The sequence below is a fragment of the Citrobacter sp. Marseille-Q3906 genome, from assembly GCF_916618775.1.
Classification (GTDB): Bacteria; Pseudomonadota; Gammaproteobacteria; order Enterobacterales; family Enterobacteriaceae; genus Citrobacter; species Citrobacter murliniae.
Genome location: NZ_CAKAKA010000003.1, coordinates 878,349 through 897,292 on the forward strand (window position 1 = coordinate 878,349; position 18,944 = coordinate 897,292).

Annotated in this window: 13 protein-coding genes and 1 tRNA gene; 6 read left to right on the plus strand and 8 right to left on the minus strand. The window is 46.4% G+C overall.

All coding sequences use genetic code 11. The features are described 5' to 3' along the window. Positions 1–32 precede the first annotated feature (32 nt). From hyuA to ygeW, 4 genes are read right to left on the minus strand one after another with little or no spacing between them, the layout of a single operon-like run. A complete protein-coding gene (gene hyuA / locus LG384_RS21565; RefSeq protein ID WP_225761487.1) occupies positions 33–1,418 on the minus strand; it encodes a D-phenylhydantoinase in 1,386 nt (461 codons plus the stop codon). Positions 1,419–1,470: 52 nt separating this feature from the next. Beyond that, positions 1,471–2,682, minus strand: coding sequence for a YgeY family selenium metabolism-linked hydrolase (locus LG384_RS21570; protein WP_225761488.1), 1,212 nt, complete (start codon positions 2,680–2,682; stop codon positions 1,471–1,473). Positions 2,683–2,738: 56 nt separating this feature from the next. After that, positions 2,739–3,935, minus strand: coding sequence for a diaminopropionate ammonia-lyase (dpaL, locus tag LG384_RS21575; RefSeq protein WP_225761489.1), 1,197 nt, complete (start codon positions 3,933–3,935; stop codon positions 2,739–2,741). Positions 3,936–3,991: 56 nt separating this feature from the next. Next, positions 3,992–5,179, minus strand: coding sequence for a knotted carbamoyltransferase YgeW (ygeW, locus tag LG384_RS21580; protein ID WP_225761609.1), 1,188 nt, complete (start codon positions 5,177–5,179; stop codon positions 3,992–3,994). A 476-nt stretch (positions 5,180–5,655) separates the two neighbouring features. Here ygeW and LG384_RS21585 point away from each other — a divergent pair, with 476 nt between their 5' ends. Beyond that, complete coding sequence (locus LG384_RS21585; RefSeq protein ID WP_048220611.1) at positions 5,656–7,434, plus strand: sigma-54-dependent Fis family transcriptional regulator; 1,779 nt, start codon at positions 5,656–5,658, stop codon at positions 7,432–7,434. Positions 7,435–7,473: 39 nt separating this feature from the next. On the opposite strand, the gene xdhC is transcribed toward LG384_RS21585, so the two are convergent. Genes xdhC through xdhA form a run of 3 tightly spaced genes read right to left on the minus strand, consistent with a single transcriptional unit; the run spans position 7,474 to position 11,136 of the window. After that, positions 7,474–7,953 (minus strand): xanthine dehydrogenase iron sulfur-binding subunit XdhC, encoded by a 480-nt coding sequence (xdhC, locus tag LG384_RS21590; RefSeq protein WP_045447167.1) that lies wholly within the window; start codon positions 7,951–7,953, stop codon positions 7,474–7,476. Continuing rightward, the gene (gene xdhB, locus LG384_RS21595; protein ID WP_045447138.1) at positions 7,953–8,828 is read right to left on the minus strand and encodes a xanthine dehydrogenase FAD-binding subunit XdhB; all 876 of its coding nucleotides are present in this window, start codon (positions 8,826–8,828) and stop codon (positions 7,953–7,955) included. Before xdhB ends, xdhC begins: the two co-directional genes overlap by 1 nt. Before the next feature lie 10 nt (positions 8,829–8,838). Continuing rightward, positions 8,839–11,136: a xanthine dehydrogenase molybdenum-binding subunit XdhA gene (xdhA, locus tag LG384_RS21600; protein ID WP_225761490.1), complete on the minus strand. Its 2,298-nt coding sequence runs from the start codon at positions 11,134–11,136 to the stop codon at positions 8,839–8,841. A gap of 381 nt (positions 11,137–11,517) precedes the next feature. Here xdhA and actS point away from each other — a divergent pair, with 381 nt between their 5' ends. The 5 genes from actS (at position 11,518) to LG384_RS21625 (ending at position 16,413) form a co-directional block, all read left to right on the plus strand. Next, a complete protein-coding gene (gene actS / locus LG384_RS21605; protein ID WP_045447133.1) occupies positions 11,518–12,276 on the plus strand; it encodes an amidase activator ActS in 759 nt (252 codons plus the stop codon). A 79-nt stretch (positions 12,277–12,355) separates the two neighbouring features. Beyond that, positions 12,356–12,429, plus strand: a tRNA-Gly gene (locus tag LG384_RS21610). Positions 12,430–12,593: 164 nt separating this feature from the next. After that, positions 12,594–13,766, plus strand: coding sequence for a tyrosine-type recombinase/integrase (locus LG384_RS21615; RefSeq protein ID WP_225761491.1), 1,173 nt, complete (start codon positions 12,594–12,596; stop codon positions 13,764–13,766). A gap of 377 nt (positions 13,767–14,143) precedes the next feature. Further along, positions 14,144–15,184, plus strand: a complete 1,041-nt coding sequence (locus LG384_RS21620; RefSeq protein WP_225761492.1) for a DUF4365 domain-containing protein — start codon at positions 14,144–14,146, stop codon at positions 15,182–15,184. Positions 15,185–15,450: 266 nt separating this feature from the next. Then, on the plus strand, positions 15,451–16,413 hold the full coding sequence (locus LG384_RS21625) for a restriction endonuclease (protein WP_225761493.1): 963 nt from the start codon (positions 15,451–15,453) through the stop codon (positions 16,411–16,413). A gap of 551 nt (positions 16,414–16,964) precedes the next feature. Here the strand turns inward: LG384_RS21625 and LG384_RS21630 are convergent. Continuing rightward, positions 16,965–18,332: a hypothetical protein gene (locus tag LG384_RS21630; RefSeq protein WP_225761494.1), complete on the minus strand. Its 1,368-nt coding sequence runs from the start codon at positions 18,330–18,332 to the stop codon at positions 16,965–16,967. Between the last annotated feature and the right edge of the window lie 612 nt (positions 18,333–18,944).

Genomic DNA, 18,944 nt, shown 5'->3' on the forward strand with positions numbered 1-18,944 from the left:
ATTCTTGATTGTGTATAGATCCCTGGCAGTGGTTAGATCACGGGAGGGACAAACGGTTTGCGTCGCAGGAAACGGCCTCGTCCGGCTTTGCCTGTAAAGGTGCCGTCACAGAAAATCGTTTCACCACGGGATAGGGTTCTGACAATTGCGCCCTGGCAGGTAAATCCTTCCCAGGGAGAGTAGTCGGCGTTGTCATGAAGATGACGATGGTGAATTTGCTGGCGTTTATTGGGGTCGATAATCACCACATCGCCATCTGAACCGGGTGCCAGTAACCCTTTTTGTGGCCACAGACCAAACAGTCGTGAAGGCATCGCGCTGGTTAATTCGACAAAACGCTCCGGTGAAATACGACCGCTCATTACGCCGCTGGAGAACAGTAACTGCATGCGATTTTCCACGCCGGGTAAGCCATTTGGGCAACGGCTGAAATCGCCTTTTGAAATCTGCTGGCGCTGAGCCATTGAGAAGGTGCAGTGATCGGTAGCGACCACGTCAATCGCGCCATCGTTGATGCCACACCACAGTTTGTCCTGCTCACGAACGTTGCGCAGCGGCGGACTAAGAATAAATTTCATGCCGTCTTCTGCATCATAACTGCGCTCGTCCAGCAGAAGATATTGCGGGCAGGTTTCCACCCAGACTGGCTGGTGATTTGCGCGGGCAAGACGTAAATAATCCAGGCCTAAGCCGTTAGACAAGTGGACGATATATAACGGGGCGTTACCGGCAAGCTGCGCCAGGTTAATCATGCGGGCTATGGCCTCCGCTTCGCATTCCAGAGGGCGACTCATCGCGTGATAGCGCGGCGCAGTTAACCCAGCGGCGATAAACTCGGCACGCTTACTGGCAATAGCGGCGTCATTTTCTGGGTGTACAGTAGTCAGTGCGCCAGACTGATGCAGACGGCGTAACGCTTGCAAAACTTCATCATCGTTGAGTTTGTATTGATAGGTTAGATAGAGTTTAAAACTACTGAGCCCTTCCTCAACCATCATCGGGATTTCGTCGAGGATGGCATGATTGATATGCTGGATAACACCATGAAAGCTGTAGTCGATGACTGCTTTATGGGCGGCATAACCGCGATACACTTCCAGTTGATGACGTAACCGGCAGCCACTCGGGCCAAATCCCATATGGTCAATAATGGTTGTTGTACCGCCACACGCGGCTGCGCGGGTACCGGTAAAAAAATCATCACAACTGCGCGCGATGCCGACATCAATATTGAAATGCGTGTGAACATCCACGCCGCCAGGGAGGATGTAACATCCAGTGGCATCAATTACTTCACATGGGAGCTGCGGCGAAATATCGCGACCCAACTGGCGAACAATACCGTTTTCAATCAGCAAATCCTGTTTTGCTTGTCCATCTGCGTTAACGACAGTGCCGTTTTTAATCAATACGCGCATAGCAAACTCCAGAAACCCTCCGGCGAACCGGAGGGAATTAAGTGAAGAGTAATTATTCTGTTGCCAGCCAGCTTAACGGGATTGCGGCGTACATGGCGGCGCAGGTCACCAGGTGAGCTTTCCAGGTTTTTTCGTTTGGCGCATGGGCTTCAGGTTCTTTACCCGGGCCAAAGCCGATGACCGGAATGCCGTGGCGACCCATGATGGATACGCCGTTAGTAGAGAAGGTCCACTTATCAACGACCGGCACTTTACCAAACAGGCCTTCGTAGGCATTAACCAGCGTTTTAACGGTGAAGTGATCTTCTTCCACTTTCCAGGTCGGGAAGTAGCATTCAGTTGGGTAAACCAGGCCAGTCCAGGACGGACGGTCGTAGTTGTACATAGAAACGACAGCATTCGCTTTCTGTACAGCTGGCAGGGCGCGGATTTCGTCCAGTGCGCCTTCCCAGGTTTCTCCCCAGGTCAGGCGACGGTCAATGGAAACGGCACAGCTGTCTGCAACAGCGCAACGGCTTGGGGAGGTGAAGAAAATTTCAGAAACGGTCAAGGTGCCTTTGCCGAGGAATTCGTCATAGCCCAGACGTTGAGACAGATCTTGTAATTCGCTAAGAATCGGGCCCATTTTGAAGATGGCGTTATCACCGCGTTCTGGCGCAGAACCATGGCAGCTAACACCCTGTACATCAATGCGAATTTCCATACGACCGCGCTGACCACGGTATACCTGGCAGTCGGTCGGTTCAGTACTGACCACAAATTCCGGGCGAATGCCGGATTGTTCAATAATGTACTGCCAGCACAGCCCGTCGCAGTCTTCTTCCTGTACAGTACCGGTTACCAGCAGAGTGTATTCATCTTCCAGACCCAGGTCTTTGATGATCTTACCGGCATAAACCATTGATGCCATGCCGCCTTCCTGGTCGGAAGTACCACGACCGCCAATCAGTTCATCGGTTTCCATGCCTTTGTATGGGTCGAATTCCCAGTTTTTGATATTACCAATACCCACGGTATCGATATGAGCATCCATAGCAACCAGGCGCGGACCATGGCCGATATAACCGAGAATATTACCCATCGGGTCGATTTCAACCTTATCGAAACCGACTTTTTCCATCTCTTCTTTAATACGATGCACAACGCGTTTTTCGTCGCAGCTTTCGCTGGGAATCGCAACCATATCGCGCAGGAAGCGAGTCATGTCTGCCTGATAATCTTTTGCTTTTTCAAGAATCAGTTTGAATGGAATATTCTTAGCCATTATTTTCTCCAGATTTTTTACTCCCTGTTTGGCAGGGAGTTGTTCCAATAGGGGGATCAAGGTGCTACAGCGTGTTTGCCTTCCCAGACAACTTCGCGGTAGTGCTTCACGTCGGTGTCGCCTTCAGTGCTGATCACCAGCACGATGGCATCTTTGTTTAGCGCCAGTTTTTCCATCAGGCTTTGACGTTGCGGGTGATAATGAACAGCCGCGAGAACACCCAAACCGACAGCACCAGATTCACCGGAGATGATGCGCGGATCGTTGCCGTATGGGTTACCCAGCACGCGCATACCTAATGCGGCAACGCTGTCCTGGCAGGAGATGAATTGGGTCGCGCAATTACGTAAGATTTCCCAACCCAGTGGGTTAGGTTCGCCGCAGGCCAGGCCAGCCATGATAGTGGCCATATCGCCGCCAACGTTGACGATGTTGCCTTTGACGCCAGAGCGATAAATACAGTCAGCTTTATCAGGCTCAACAATGATGCTGTGCAGATTTTGTGGGCTATAGACATCCACCAGATAACCCAGCACGCCGCCAGCCATCGCGCCAACGCCAGCTTGCAACAGAACGTGCGTCGGTGTTACGCCCATGTCGCGCATTTGCTCAACGGCTTCATCCGCCAGCGTGGCGTAGCCCTGCATGATCCAGGTTGGGATTTTTGTGTAGCCTTCCCAGGCGGTATCCTGTACCACTTCCCAGCCACGTTGCTGAGCGTGCTGCATGGTCAGCCGAACGGTGTCGTCATAGTTCATGTCGGTGACGATGCATTCGGCGCCGAGGTTCAGAATGGCATCCACACGCTCCTGAGCAGAACCTTTCGGCATATAAATCACCGCATGTTGGCCGAGTTGCTGGGCAGCCCATGCCACACCGCGCCCGTGGTTGCCGTCGGTAGTCGTAGCGAACGTCATTTTTTCGCCAATGGCATTTTTCAGATGCTCAAATGACAGTGTTTCGATATCAAGATGATATTTTTCGCACAGTAACTGAGCGATGGCATAGGCGCCGCCGAGCATTTTGAATGCATTCAGACCGAATCGTTTTGATTCATCCTTAACGAGAATTTTCTTCACGCCAAAAAGGTTTGCCAGATCGTCCAGTGCACAAAGTGGTGTTGGGCGATAGCCAGCGATTTTTTGGTGGAACTGGCGCGCCAGTTTTGCCTGGCTTTGCGAAAAGAGCGATGATGTTTCGCCGTTGAAAAATTTGTTATCGGCGATATCAATCTTCAATGAGAAAACGGACATATCCTATCCTTTGGCCTCTGGAAATAGAGTGCCGACCTGTCGATCGGCTCGAGGGGTTATTTCACGCGTTCTTGCGCTTCTTTCAGCAGTTGTTCGAGCAGTGCGCCAGGTTTTGAATATTTACGTGAAAGGATCATCGCGGCGATGATATAAGGCTTCCAACTGGCTTCTTTGTAGGTCGCGATACGGTATTTTTCGAATACGCCTTCAGTCACTTCACCTTCTTTGCAGGATACGCCGCTGATATCGGCCGGCAGACAGTGCATATACAGGGCTTCACCGTCGCGAGTGAGTTCCATCATCTCTTCGGTGCAATGCCAGTCTTTGTGGTGTGCGTTCTGTGCCAGACACTGTTTTTCCAGGGCTTTCAGGCCTTCATGATCGTTAGCGCGCAGCAGTTCAGTTCGCTGTTCCATCACTTTGTAAGGCGCCCATGACTTCGGATATACGATATCCGCGTCTTTGAATGCCTCTTCCATGCTGGTCACCTGACGGAAGCTACCGCCAGACGCTTTAGCATTGTTTTTAGCCACTTCAACCACATCTGGGATCAGGTCGTAACCTTCTGGATGTGCCAGGGTGACATCCATACCGAAACGGGTCATCAGACCTATGATGCCCTGTGGTACAGAGAGTGGTTTGCCGTAGCTTGGGGAATACGCCCAGGTCATGGCAATTTTTTTACCTTTCAGGTTTTCCAGTGAACCAAAGTGTTCACGCAACCATGCCAGGTCAGCCATAGACTGGGTTGGGTGGTCGATATCACATTGCAGGTTAACTAATGCCGGACGTTGCGGCAGTACGCCCTGCTTATAGCCATCGTCGAGCGCAGCGCCAACTTCACGCATATAGGCGTTACCCGCACCCAGATACATATCGTCACGAATACCGATAGCATCGGCGCAGAAAGAGATCATATTGGCGGTTTCGCGAACGGTTTTGCCGTGGGCAATTTGTGATTTACCTTCGTCGAGATCTTGCTGCGCAAGGCCGAGCAGGTTAAGCGCGGAAGCATAAGAGAAGCGAGTACGGGTGGAGTTATCGCGGAATACGGAAATACCTAATCCACTATTAAAGACTTTGGTCGAGATGTTTTCAGCACGTAATGCTTTTAACGCTGCAGCAACGTCCAGTACTTGTTTCAATTCGTCGGGTGTCTGTTCCCACGTCAACAAAAAATCTTTCTCGTGCAGGTGAGAGGTCAGCGAATTGATATCCTTTATCAGCTCAATAACAGTTTTCATCATAAAATCCCGGTAGTGGAATGACAGGCAAAGTGGTTTATTTCACTGTGACGTGCCAAATGGTTGGTGTTTTCACAGCTATACCTGGGACTAACAATAAACATGCCAGAATTATCTAACAGGGAGTGAAATGCTAATTTGACGGGTAATATGTGGATTGGATCACGAATTGGGGACTGTTGCTGAATGTTCAGAATATACGAAAACGTTTGGCTTTTTTGTGGCGTTATTTATTTACTGCTAATTATCAGGAATAAGATAACGGAACAGTTTATCCCTCGTCAGTTTGATAAATTCACCCATGTAATTCTCATATTGATATAGAAATGTGATATCTCTTCCATAATTTCATTAGAAAGTGATAAAAATCTTATGTTCTTATCAAAGCAAAATTTGCCTGAGTTAATATCATCATGATCCGTGAATCATCAACGTCTTCAACGATCAACCTATAAGCGATTCTGGAAGGTAAGGTTATGGAGCTTGCTACTACGCAGTCAGTATTGATGCAAATTCAACCAACAATTCAGCGTTTTGCCAGAATGCTTGCCAGCGTTTTGCAACTTGAGGTTGAGATCGTTGATGAAAACTTGTGTCGCGTCGCGGGAACTGGCGCGTATGGGAAATTTCTTGGCCGCCAGTTGAGCAGCAACTCCCGGTTGCTCCGTTATGTCCTCGAAACCAAAACTGAAAAGGTCGTGACACAGTCCCGTTTCGATCCTCTGTGTGAAGGCTGTGACAGCAAAGAAAGTTGTCGCGAAAAAGCATTTCTCGGCACGCCCGTCATTCTGCAAGATCGTTGTGTCGGTGTGATAAGTTTGATTGCTGTGACCCATGAGCAACAAGAACATATCAGTGATAATTTACGCGAGTTTTCCGATTATGTTCGCCATATCTCGACTATTTTTGTCTCGAAACTTCTGGAGGATCAAGGGCCGGGAGATAGCATCAGTAAAATATTCGCTACCATGATTGATAATATGGATCAGGGTGTATTAGTTATAGATGAAGAAAACCATGTTCAGTTTGCTAACCAGACGGTGTTAAAAACTCTCGGTGTTGTTCAAAATAATATAATAGGGAAATCTATTCGTTTTAGGCCATTAACATATGAGAGCAATTTTACCCATGGTCATATGCAACATATTGTCTCGTGGGATGATAAAAGTGAATTGATTATTGGTCAGTTACATAACATTCAGGGGCGACAGCTATTTTTAATGGCATTTCACCAGTCCCATACCAGTTTTTCCGTAGCAAACACCACAGACGAGCCGCATATTGAGCAACTGGTGGGTGAGTGTCGGGTTATGCGGCAATTAAAACGACTCATTAGCCGCATCGCACCCAGCCCATCCAGCATTATGGTCGTTGGTGAAAGTGGGACCGGGAAAGAAGTGGTGGCTCGTGCTATCCATAAATTGAGTGGACGGCGTAACAAACCGTTTATCGCGATTAACTGTGCGGCGATTCCGGAGCAATTGCTGGAAAGTGAATTATTTGGTTATGTCAAAGGCGCATTTACTGGCGCTTCAGCCAATGGCAAAACAGGGTTGATTCAGGCGGCAAACACGGGCACGCTATTTCTTGATGAAATTGGCGATATGCCGTTAATGCTGCAAGCAAAATTACTGCGGGCTATTGAGGCACGCGAGATCCTACCTATTGGTGCCAGTAGTCCAATACAAGTCGATATTCGTATCATTTCTGCAACTAATCAGAATTTGGCCCAGTTTATTACCGAAGGTAAATTCCGCGAAGACCTGTTCTATCGCTTGAATGTCATTCCGTTAACTTTACCGCCGCTGCGCGAACGTCAGGAAGATATTGAACTGCTGGTCCATTACTTTTTACATCTGCATACGCGTCGCCTGGGATCGGTTTATCCTGGCATTGCTCCTGATGTTGTTGAATTATTGCGTAAGCATCGTTGGCCGGGAAATCTACGTGAGTTAAGCAATTTGATGGAGTATCTGGTTAACGTTGTTCCTTCTGGTGAAGTTATCGACAACACGCTTCTGCCGCCAAATCTGCTAAATAATGCCACGATGGAACAAAGTGTAGTGACTGAAGCCAGCGAGGGGCATCTGGCTCTGGATGATGCTGGCGGTACGGCGCTGGAGGAGATGGAAAAACAGATGATCCGCGATGCGCTTTCACGTCATAACAGCAAGAAGCAAGTCGCTGATGAGCTGGGTATTGGAATTGCCACGCTCTATCGCAAAATTAAAAAATATGAGTTGTTGGATACGTAATTGTAAAAAATCCGACCTGAATTCAGGCCGGAGATTGTTTTATTTCGTTTCCTCGCAATCCAGTACTGTATTTACAATCATCTGATATCCGGTACAGCGACAGAGGTTACCCGCCAGACCGCGACGAATTTCCGTAATGGTTAACGGTTTTTCGCGTGGTTTAGCCAGCATTGCTGTAGTGGCCATAATAAGCCCCGGCGTACAAAACCCGCATTGCACCGCGCCTGATTTCGCATAAGCTTGTTGAACTCGCGAAAGTTTGCCGCCTTTTGCTTCGCCTTCCAGCGTGCGGATCTCTTTACCTTCAGCCCATGCGGCCAGAAATAAACAACTGTCGACTGCCGTTCCGTCAACTATTACTGTACAAGCACCGCATTCACCAACGCAGCACCCTTGTTTGACACTAAGCAGCCCTTGTTCGCGGAGCAGTTCAGAAAGCGGCATGCCCGGCGCTGCGTGAAGCTGAAAAGGCATGCCGTTAATAATGCATTCAATGGTAATCGTTTCGCTGTAATTCATTACAATTTTCCCCCCGCCGCGGCGACGGCTTCGCTAATCACTTTTTTGGTCATCGTCTGAATGAGATGTAGACGAAACTCTTTACTCGCACGCCAGGAAGAACGTGGGGCAACATCTTGCAGGACGGATTCGCTGATAGCTTCAAGCGTTTGCGGGTTTAATGGCGCATTTTGCGCAGTCTGTTCGGCATGCTGGCAGCGGATCGGCGTAGGGGCTGCAACCCCAAACGCCAGACGCAACTCACTGAAGTTGCCGTTATCCAGCCGACAATGGGCGGCACAACCGATCGTTGAAATATCCATCGCATCACGCATGGCATACTTAAAATGCGCGCTACCAGCATATGCTCTCGGCTGTGGAGGAAAATGAAAAGCGACCAGGATTTCATCATGCTCAAGGGAAACCTTACCTGGCCCGGTATGAAAGCCATTTATGGGGACGAAACGTACCCCGCGCGATGAATGGATCTCCAGTTTGGCATCATAAATGAGCGTCGGTGTGGCAGAGTCTGCGCTGGTTGCGCCGTTGCAAATATTACCACCATAGGTGGCGACATTACGGATTTGCGGACCAGCGATGGATGAAGCTGCGGCACACAGGGCAGGGAGATGGCGTTGGGTTAACGGATCTTCAATTAACTGTGTGAATGTTGTCGCAGAGCCAATTCGCAGTCCGCCATCTTCAGTCAGCGTAATTCCCCGCAGTTCTTCCATATTGTGGATATCAACAATATGGCGATAACGGCTATTGTGGTGGTGGAGCTGAATAAGCACATCTGTGCCACCCGCGAGCAGTTTTGTCTGCGGATTGTTGGTCAGCAGGTTGATAGCATCGGCAATCGTGGTCGCGCGATGGTAAGAAGCAAAATCAAACATGATGTTTTCCTCAAATCAATCCTGCCAGATGGAACTCTTCGTACAAACGTTTTGGTGTTAGCGGCAGAGTATTGATTGCAACACCGGTGGCCATTTTCACCGCATTACGAATTGCTGCGGCAACAGGAATAATTGGCGGCTCACCCAGTGACTTATGTCCATATGCGGATTGCGGCTCATTGATTTCGACAAACGCGCTTTCCAGCTGTGGTAAATCTGGCATGGTCGGCATTTTGTAATCCAGTAGATTTGGGTTACGTACCACGCCGCTTTTTGCATCGATGATCATCTCTTCAAATAATGCCCAGCCGATACCCATTCCCATTCCGCCGTGAACCTGGCCTTCTGCCAGCAGTGGATTAAGGATGTGACCCGAGTCGTGGACGTTGAGGATTCGATTAATGGTGACCTTACACAGCGCGATATCGACGGTCAGATCAACAAAAGTACAGCCAAATGCGGGCGGGTTGGTGGTGGTTTTGATCGAGCTTTCGGCAGAAAGCTGCCCGCCGCGCTCGGGATGGTAAAAAGCATCCATCGCCAGATCTTTTAACGACAGCAACGGTTCTTCTGGTCTTTCAACCAGCACGATATTGCCTTTCATCAGAGTCAGATTCATCGCTGACTGATGCAACATCACCGCTGCGTGAGCAATGATTTTCTCTTTTAATAGCAGTGCCGCACTGCGCAGCGCCGGCGCGGCAACGTAGCTTTGACGTGAGGCAAATGCACCGGGATCGAAAGGAGTAACATCGGTATCTTGTGTCGAAATTACGCGTACATCACTAACCGGAACCCCCACTGTTTCAGCTACCATTTGCGAGAATACGGTGTCGGCACCCTGGCCGATTTCCGTTGCGCCGCTTTGTACGTTGATCGTTCCATCCTGGTTCATCAACAGGCGCGCGCCAGCAATTTCAACACCGACGGGCCATGTGTTTGAGGTGTAACTAAAGCAGGCAACGCCGATGCCGTGCCGCAAATTACCTTGCTGGTTCTGGCACTCCGCGCGACGTTTATCCCATTCAAAGATTTCACGCCCTTTTTCCAGGCACTCAGGTAATCCTGCGCTGTAGATACGTTTGCCAGTGAGCGGATTTGCATCACCTTCACGGGCAGCATTGCGTAAACGAATTTCTACCGGATCAATACCTAATGCTTCGGCTGCGTCATCAAGCAGTGATTCTACGGCGAAAACCACTTGCGGCGCACCATAGCCACGCATCGCGCCAGCCGAGGGGAAATTGGTATAGCAGGTTTTTGAACTGTAAGCGTAGGCGCTGCGAGGATAAAGATAAGCGACTTTGTTACCGCCCGCAGAAGCAATGGAATGGCCGTGAGAGGCATAAGCACCGGTGTTGGAAAGAACATCCAGGCTATAGCCTTTCAACGTACCGTCACGGTTTATACCCATTTGTCCGTCAATGGTGAAGGCGTGGCGGGTACGTGTCGCCAGGAAACACTCCTCACGACTTAGGGAAACTTTCACCGGGATACCGCCAAGTTTGCTGGTCAGGAATGCCGCCATAGGTTCTTCCAGCACATCTTGTTTGTTACCAAAACCGCCGCCGACGAAGGGTTTAATTACCCGCACGCATGACCAGGGAATATCCAGCGCCTGACCGACAACCCGGCGGACAATATGCGGGATCTGGGTGCTGGAGACGATCGTAATCCGGGTGTCATCTTCCATCCACGCCAGCGATGTCACGCTTTCCATATGGCAATGTTGGATGACTGGTGTCTGGTAGTGTCCCTGGATTTGGTAATCCGCCGCATCGATCGCTTGCTGGACATTGCCTGTCGACATAGCACTTTGTTTAAGCAAATTGCCGCCGTTATGAATTTGTGTAGCGTCTTCTGCCAGTGCCGCTTCCGGTGAGGTGATAACCGGTAATTCTTGCCATTCAATATTGACTAGCTGCGCCGCGTTTTCTGCCGTAAGTTCATCCCGGGCAACAACGATGGCAACCGCATCACCGTGATGGCGAACGTGGCGTGTTAACAGACCGCGATCGGCGGTATCACGTTTATTCTCATCCAGTGTCCAGGCGTGTCCAGCTGTAGCAAAGGGAATGTCGGGCACATCTTCCCAGGTGAAAATGGCCAGCACGCCAGGCAAGCTTCGGGCTTCTTCATCATTAATACTCACGGCATAACCATGTGCAATTGGGCTACGTATATATTTCGCGTAGCACATGCCTGCCATAACATAATCATCAGTATATCGTGCCCGCCCGGTGACCTTGGCAATGGCATCTACGCGCATGCATGATTCACCTGTAGCAGTTGCTTCCCGCGCTTCCATTTAAATCCCCTTGATTTGAACATTTAGTTCTTATGGCAATGGTTAAGTCAATGCAGGCAAGAATTACGCCAGAAACGACTATAAGCGTGAGGGGGGGAGGGAAGTGTGATGTCGTTTAAAAAATGACAGAGGTGATGCGATTTTATCAGTAATGAAAGAGGGGCAGTGTATCAATATGAGTGTGATAAAAAATCATTGTGATAAATAAGCCTTTGGGATTATCTGAAAATTGTATTTATCGTTTTTGTTGGTCGGAGGTTAATCGGAAAGAGATTCATTAACAAAACTTGTATTGTACAGGCGTTTTCCAGAGCAATGGATTGGGGATCCGGCGGGGGACTGCTATGATATAGCGTCTTGTTTTTTGAGCGAGGAAAGATTTTGAGCGCAGGACGCCCGAATAAACACACTCTGGGTATCGTGATGTTGTTATCGATAGGGCTGCTTTTGGCGGGCTGTTCAGGTAGCAAATCATCAGAAACAGGAACGTATTCCGGCTCCGTTTACACCGTGAAACGGGGAGATACGCTATATCGTATTTCGCGCGCTACCGGGACAAGCGTAAAAGAAATTGCCCGCCTGAACAACATTTCTCCTCCTTATACCATTGAAGTGGGGCAAAGGTTGAAGGTCAGCGGTGGCGCGAAATCCACTACGACGTCTGGTAAAACAAAAAACAAATCCTCCACGAAAACCGCAGCGGTCAGACCGTCTTCATCCGTGCCTCAGTCATCCTGGCCGCCGGTAGGGCAACGCTGCTGGCAGTGGCCAGCCAGTGGTAAGGTGATATTGCCTTATTCAACAGCGGACGGCGGCAACAAAGGGATTGATATCTCTGCTGCGCGTGGTACACCGATTTATGCGGCCGGAGCAGGGAAGGTGGTCTACGTCGGTAATCAGCTACGGGGCTATGGTAACCTCATCATGATTAAGCACAGTGAGGATTACATCACCGCCTATGCCCATAACGACACGCTGCTGGTGAACAACGGACAAAGCGTGAAGGCCGGGCAGAAAATTGCCACCATGGGCAGCTCAGATGCGGCGTCTGTGCGTTTGCATTTTCAGATCCGCTATCGTGCAACCGCTATCGATCCGCTGCGTTATTTACCGCCACAGGGGAGTAAACCTAAATGTTGACGGTGAATTAATCGCCAGTCAGTCGGTTAGCACCTTGCCAAGAAGAGTGTAAGGTTTATAATCCCTTACGCACTTCAATGCGGGCGTAGTTCAATGGTAGAACGAGAGCTTCCCAAGCTCTATACGAGGGTTCGATTCCCTTCGCCCGCTCCAAACTCAACTCCCCTGAAGTCTACCAAACTCAACTTTCCCTTGATAAATCAGCAATTATAGCATTCTATTAGTCTATTGAACTCAATAGTACTCCCTCAGGGTCAAGCTCAATGTGGGGGTATGGGTGGGGGTATAATTGTACCCCCTGCTGAGAGGTACCCCCAATGAAGCTGACTGTTCGTCAGGTTGAAACTGTAAAACCTAAAGATAAGCCCTACAAACTCGCTGATGGTGGTGGTCTTTACCTGCTGGTTAATCCCAATGGCAAAAGATACTGGCGTCTCAAATACCGTTCACTAGGCAAAGAGAAGCTGCTCGCTATTGGCGTTTACCCTGATGTTTCTTTAGCTGAAGCCAGAAGTAAGCGTGAGGGTGCTAAAAGAACATTAGCTGCTGGCAATGATCCTTCTCTTGAACGAAAAATTGAGAAACTTAGCCGTCAACAGGACGCAGAAAACTCGTTTGAGGCTATCACGCGGGAGTGGTATCAGCGTCGCTATGACCGTTGGTCTGTCTCTTACCGTGAAGAGATGCTGAGAACCTTTGAAAAGGATGTGTTTCCTTATATCGGTCACCGGCCAATCAAAGATATCAAACCGATGGAGTTGCTTGCAGTTCTTTCCAAGATAGAAGCACGCGGGGCAACTGAGAAGGTCCGTAAGGTTCGCCAGCGCTGTGGAGAGGTCTGGAAGTACGCTGTTGTTACTGGCAGGGCTGAATACAATCCCGCGCCTGATTTAGCCAGTGCTGTAACTCCTCATGAGAAAGAACACTATGCTTTTTTAACTCAGGATGAATTGCCTGAGTTTCTTCGGACTTTGAACACCTATGCCGGTAGTGTGCTTGTTAAGATTTCGATGCAATTGCTTATTTTAACAGGAGTAAGGCCTGGGGAGTTGAGGCAAGCAGAGTGGCAGGAGTTTGATTTTGAGAAAAAGGTTTGGAATGTGCCAGCGGAACGCATGAAAATGCGCCGCCCTCATCTGGTTCCATTATCAAGCCAGGCAATTGACCTGCTTAATCAGCTTAAACCCATGACGGGGGCAGGATCGTTGTTGTTCCCTGGACGTAATGACCCTAAGAAGCCAATGAGTGATATGGCTTTAACTGTGTTAGTAAGACGCATTGGCTATGCTGGTCGCGTTACAGGGCATGGATTCCGCCACACGATGAGTACCATTTTGCATGAGCAGGGATTTAATTCAGCTTGGATCGAGCTACAGCTGGCTCACGTTGACAAAAACTCAATCCGCGGGACCTACAACCATGCCCAGTATCTAGAAGGGAGAAGGGGGATGATACAGTGGTATGCGGATCACATTGAAAAACATAAATAAATCATAACCTTATCTGGATGTTGTTATATTAGTAGATAGTGTTAAAACTCAACCATAACTCCTCCGTTTTGGAGGAGTTCAATATCAGATATTTTTTCGTGAGTTACATTTACGCTTACTTTATAAACGTTACATTTGCATCTGAAGGTCTGTTTGGTGCCAAAAACGGACAATCTTCGTCTGATGTGACTTTACAGTGCCCCAAAAAAGTTACAAAATCACTGGGGAAATAAATACTCAATAACTATGAGTTGATTTTCGAACACTCGAAAATAGACAGTCCCGGGTTGTTTGGATTGTTTTCTTTGTTTGAGTAGAAACCTATTGAAAGTCAGCAATGGACCACAAACCTAAACCTAAATTTCTTGCGAAATTTTGTGCCAGATTCTGAAGAAAATATTGCCAGTGTCATGCAATTGAGAAAAAATATGAATTTCCCAAAATATATCAAGACTAATTCTCAAGAAAGATTGGGTGTAAATGCTGTCGCGGAAGTAATGGCCAAAATTGGCCAGATTTGGCGTGAAACTCCGATGGCTGACGTTGGAATTGATGGCCAGATTGAGTATATCAGTCCCGAGGGTTTTGCTACGGGAAGGATAATAGCCGTTCAAATAAAGTCAGGGCTGTCCTTTTTTAAGGAAAGTAATGGGTGTTGGATTTTCCACCCGGAAGAGAAGCATCGATTTTACTGGGAAAGATTTCCATTGCCTGTCCTTATTATTATTCACAACCCAGAAACAAATTTAAGTTATTGGCAAGATGTTCGCCATGCATTAAGAGTTTCCAAGACAACTGATGCAAAGGGTATTACCATACCCAAATCAAATGTCTTGCAATCGACCAGTGCTAAAAACCTCTTTGAAGGATTTGCGATTTTAGATCAAGACATCATGTCAGTCGAAGATATCCTCGACTATTTGATTAAGGCTGAGAGTAACAATGCTTCATTTCCTGTCTCATATTTCAATCTTTTCTGTACTGGCCTAACTAATGCCGGACGTTCTTTATATTTTGGTATGGATATGGCATTAGGAATAGCAGAAATTGAAATGGATAATCAAAATTTACCTTTTGGAATCGGAGTCGGTGATTCAGAACAAAATTTTTTGTTTGAGTATATAAAATTCATCGTGCACCAACATATAGCCGATGTTGATTTTTCTGAATGCATGATTGAATGGTATGATCGTTATAGACAGCCATCTTTTATGGCACCACTCACCTCTAGGGGTAAAAAATTGGTACGGCTCATCCATAAATTAGAATGTGAGTTAAAGTCGCAGGGGAAAATAGAAAATACTGGTGGGTTACACGCTGCACAAGCAGGTTTTGTTAATTTGGTTTTTACCCAAAACGAGATTAACAGAATTGAACTTACAAATAATATTCAGCGAGAGTACTTAAAAAAGGCCTAACAACCGAATTTTGTCGGACTAGTTTTCTGCTACGCTCCAAACCAGCAGCAATTGCTAGTGTACGTCCGCAATTCGCTCACAGCGGACATAATACTTCTGAGGCTGCCCTGTCCGCTTAGTGCCAAAAGCAGACGTCTAAATATCCTATTGTCAGTTATAAAAAGCGATGAGTGTTCTACATATTAAATTTACAGAGACAGAAAGTCTGTGTTTAAATACGGTTCTTTCCACCCAATAAGTGTTAACAACTTAAGGACTCCATAAAAATGCCAATATTAGACTTCAAAGAAATACCAGAGGCTCATAAAGCAACAGGGCTGCAAGATACATTTGAACTTTTTTCTCGCGACTTCTTGGCTTTTCTGGGATATAAAATTATATCTGACCCAGATAGAGGTGCTGACGGTGGGGTTGATATTATAGCGGAAGAAAAAAGGACTGGTGTCGGCGGGGAAACAATTATCCGTTGGTTGGTAAGCTGTAAGCATAAAGCCCATAGTGGAAATTCAGTTAATCCAGTAGATGATGCAAATATTTTTGATCGAGTAATCGCGAATAACTGCCAAGGATTTATCGGGTTCTATTCAACTCTTGCTAGTACAGGTCTGTCTGGAATACTTGACGGGTTGAAGGGACGAATTGAATTTCAGGTTTTCGATAAAGAAAAAATAGAGAGGGAACTTTTACACTCTTCCAGAGGATTGGAGATTGCCGAAAGGTACTTCCCAAAGTCGTTATCTGAGTGGAAAACAGAAAACCCAAAACCCGCAAGAATATTTGCCGATGAACCTAGCTTAAAATGCAAAGTTTGTAAGAAAGAGCTTCTGTCTCAAGACGACAAGGGAGTTATCACTCTATGGCAAAGAATCCGCACCGACTACGAAAATGAACCAGAGTATAATGAACATACTTTTTGGACGTGTCGAGGTAACTGCGACCGAGCACTCCGGCAGTATATTAAAAAACATACAAATAATAGCCTTATTGATAGCTGGGAAGATATATCTGATGTAATGATGCCAACTGTATTTATAAAATGGGTCATGACAATAATGAATGAATTAAGATCTGGGACTCTATATTCAGATGAGGCATTTGACGAACTCAAGACATTTTTGATCAATATTTACCCATTTGCATGTCGTCATCTCACCGAAAAAGAAAAAGAAAGGGTTAAATCATTAATGATGATACCGTCGTATCTTGGCGGCATGAACTATGAAGGTTAAGAAAGGGTGGTTACGTTAGCCATCTTCGAGAGTATTCAGTAAGGATTTGATGAGGGAATACATAAATAGACCATATATACCTGAACAGAAGTCATACTGAGCTAGACGTTTCTGTCCAGTTTTTTGGTGTATTCATTATCATATATCACTCGAAAAATCTCTCCGAAAACTAGAGTATTTCCTTAATTGAAGTTGCTGTTGTCACCGCTGCGCATCTGAAACAGTTTACACGCTGCTTCGCTCTATTTCGGTGCAAAAAAGCAAGGAGTTAATGCCCGCTCCTCGCTCGCAGCGGACCTATAGTAGTTTTAAATGACACCTTATAAAGTGGCCAACCTTTATCGACACTACAATGATGTGTTAGAGATTTCTGGATCGATTGAAGTCTAAGGTTGTCAGGGCTGCAACAGCAGCCCTGTGTCAGAAGCGGAAGTAGCTAACAACAGCCTGTGTTGATTCACGGAGAACAGGTCACTGGGTTAATCTAATTATGTCCCTTTAGAACCTTTTTTCTCAAGTGTATATATTTTCTACTACCTCAACCATAGGGTTTATTTTTGGGCTTTTGACATCATGAGAAGGAAATATGAAGGGTGGCTCTTTATTTCTGAAGAATGGCTTGTGATATTAAAAACATCTTTTAGAATCGTAAAAGCTCCTGTAGCCAACGACACTGGATTTGGTGCACCAATAAAACCTATCAATGATGGCACACTGTTAAGAAAAAGTTCTTTATTACTTTTCCGCTTATAGGCTTGTATTTTTTGCTCAATATCTGTCAATCCTTCATCCCACACGCGCTCGACAAAATGTTGATTTATCAGTTGTCTCTTATATGGATCACTTTCTGCTTCTATGTCATACGCAGCTTCACGTAGTACAGAGCGGAAGGCATTAAAACTCGGCTCGTAGTCAGTTCTAATTTTGTAGAGTTCGCTTGGAGTCAGCCCCTCTAAGAATGGAACGTCAATAGAGAGTTTAACCCTCTGAACTTCATTCTTTTGATCAAGTTTACGAAGAATCTCTCCATGAAATGGGCAATATGCACCAAGGGATGCTCTACATGAATGCGCTTGGTTAAGGTCAGTAATAAGGTTTTTATAATGAAAGAGAACTGTACGGTTTTTTGCTCCCTGCACCCACCGTTCATAACTTTTTTTTCCGCTATGATTTCCCATGACAAGCTCCATAGACATGGTGCCGTCATCATTATCAATGGCATTTTTTATATGTTGATACATATATCCATTTGTATACGAACTTTCGCAGCCTTTAATTTCCAACATGATTTCATTCGGTAAAGCATTCTTGTTTAAGAACCGAATTTTATTTGTATTGCCCAAGCGTTCTATATTCTTTACGGATAGTCTATTTTCATAAAGACGGGCAACATTAGGGGGGAGATATCGAAATATAAAATTAGCATCAGAGTTGTCGCTAAAAATCCCATCGGCTCTCTCCGAATCATTACTATATGATTCGCTTCGTACAAAAACGATAAACTCTCCACGGATAAGGTCAAAGTTATCTTTAGCAAACCTGATAAATCTAGCAATTTCCTTCCTGAGATGTTCAACCTTATCTTTTCTATCGCTTACAATAAATTTTTCAAGTGCATTTTCTGCTAGATTCACCCTGTATCGTAGGCTCAATGAATACAGAACGTCATCAAGAATGACTCTGTCCATTGAAAATAATCCACTCTTATATCTTTCAATATTACGATTCCCCGCCATGTAAACATTTAGCCGAGACTCTTGTACAGAATTTGTTTGTTCGATAATCAGTGAATCTATTCTTTTATTATATTCAGCTAACTCAATTAGCAATTCATTCAATCCGATATTTTCATATTCCTGATCTAAAAGTCGATCAACCCAAAAAAGGCTTTCTGTGAGAGCATAGAGGTTGTTGTACATACTAGTTCCTTTTTACTAGGCTTCAGTACTGTGTTCCCAACGTTAGTCAGTGGTTTCACTGAGAGTGCACTATCATTTTACATTTAAATGTACTTCCAGGCATCATGCTGTTAGTGCCAGATTATAACACCTATCAACCGTATGTTTGGAAAACAAACTGCGTTTAATCCTTGTGAGTTGTGATGTCTGCTTCTCGCTCACAGCGGACCTTCGCCCCGTTGAACTCACAGGCAGGAGCAGACGTTCAGTTGCTGATTTTTTGGCATGTTTGCGCGCTCTTAGAACTTGTAGGTTTTTCTGTCCATTGCTGGCGTTTCGCTAACTGCAGCTGAGCGGTCATCTGAATAACTGCTGGCATAATCCGGAATCAGTGCGCCGATGCGGTCGCTGAACTGCTGACAAACACCTCGCTAACATTTACGCACTATCTGGATACAAAATTTACTCTGTCCAGCTCACCTCTTAACGAGTCCGTCGGCTAACTGCTTTACATAACAGTAAAGTTGATCCCCACTATCAGTCGCGTTATCGATGAAAAAATATTCTTCTTTAAAGGTAAGAAACTCGTCTTTTTTTACATCTCTCAGCAGGGTAGATATCGAACCATATTTA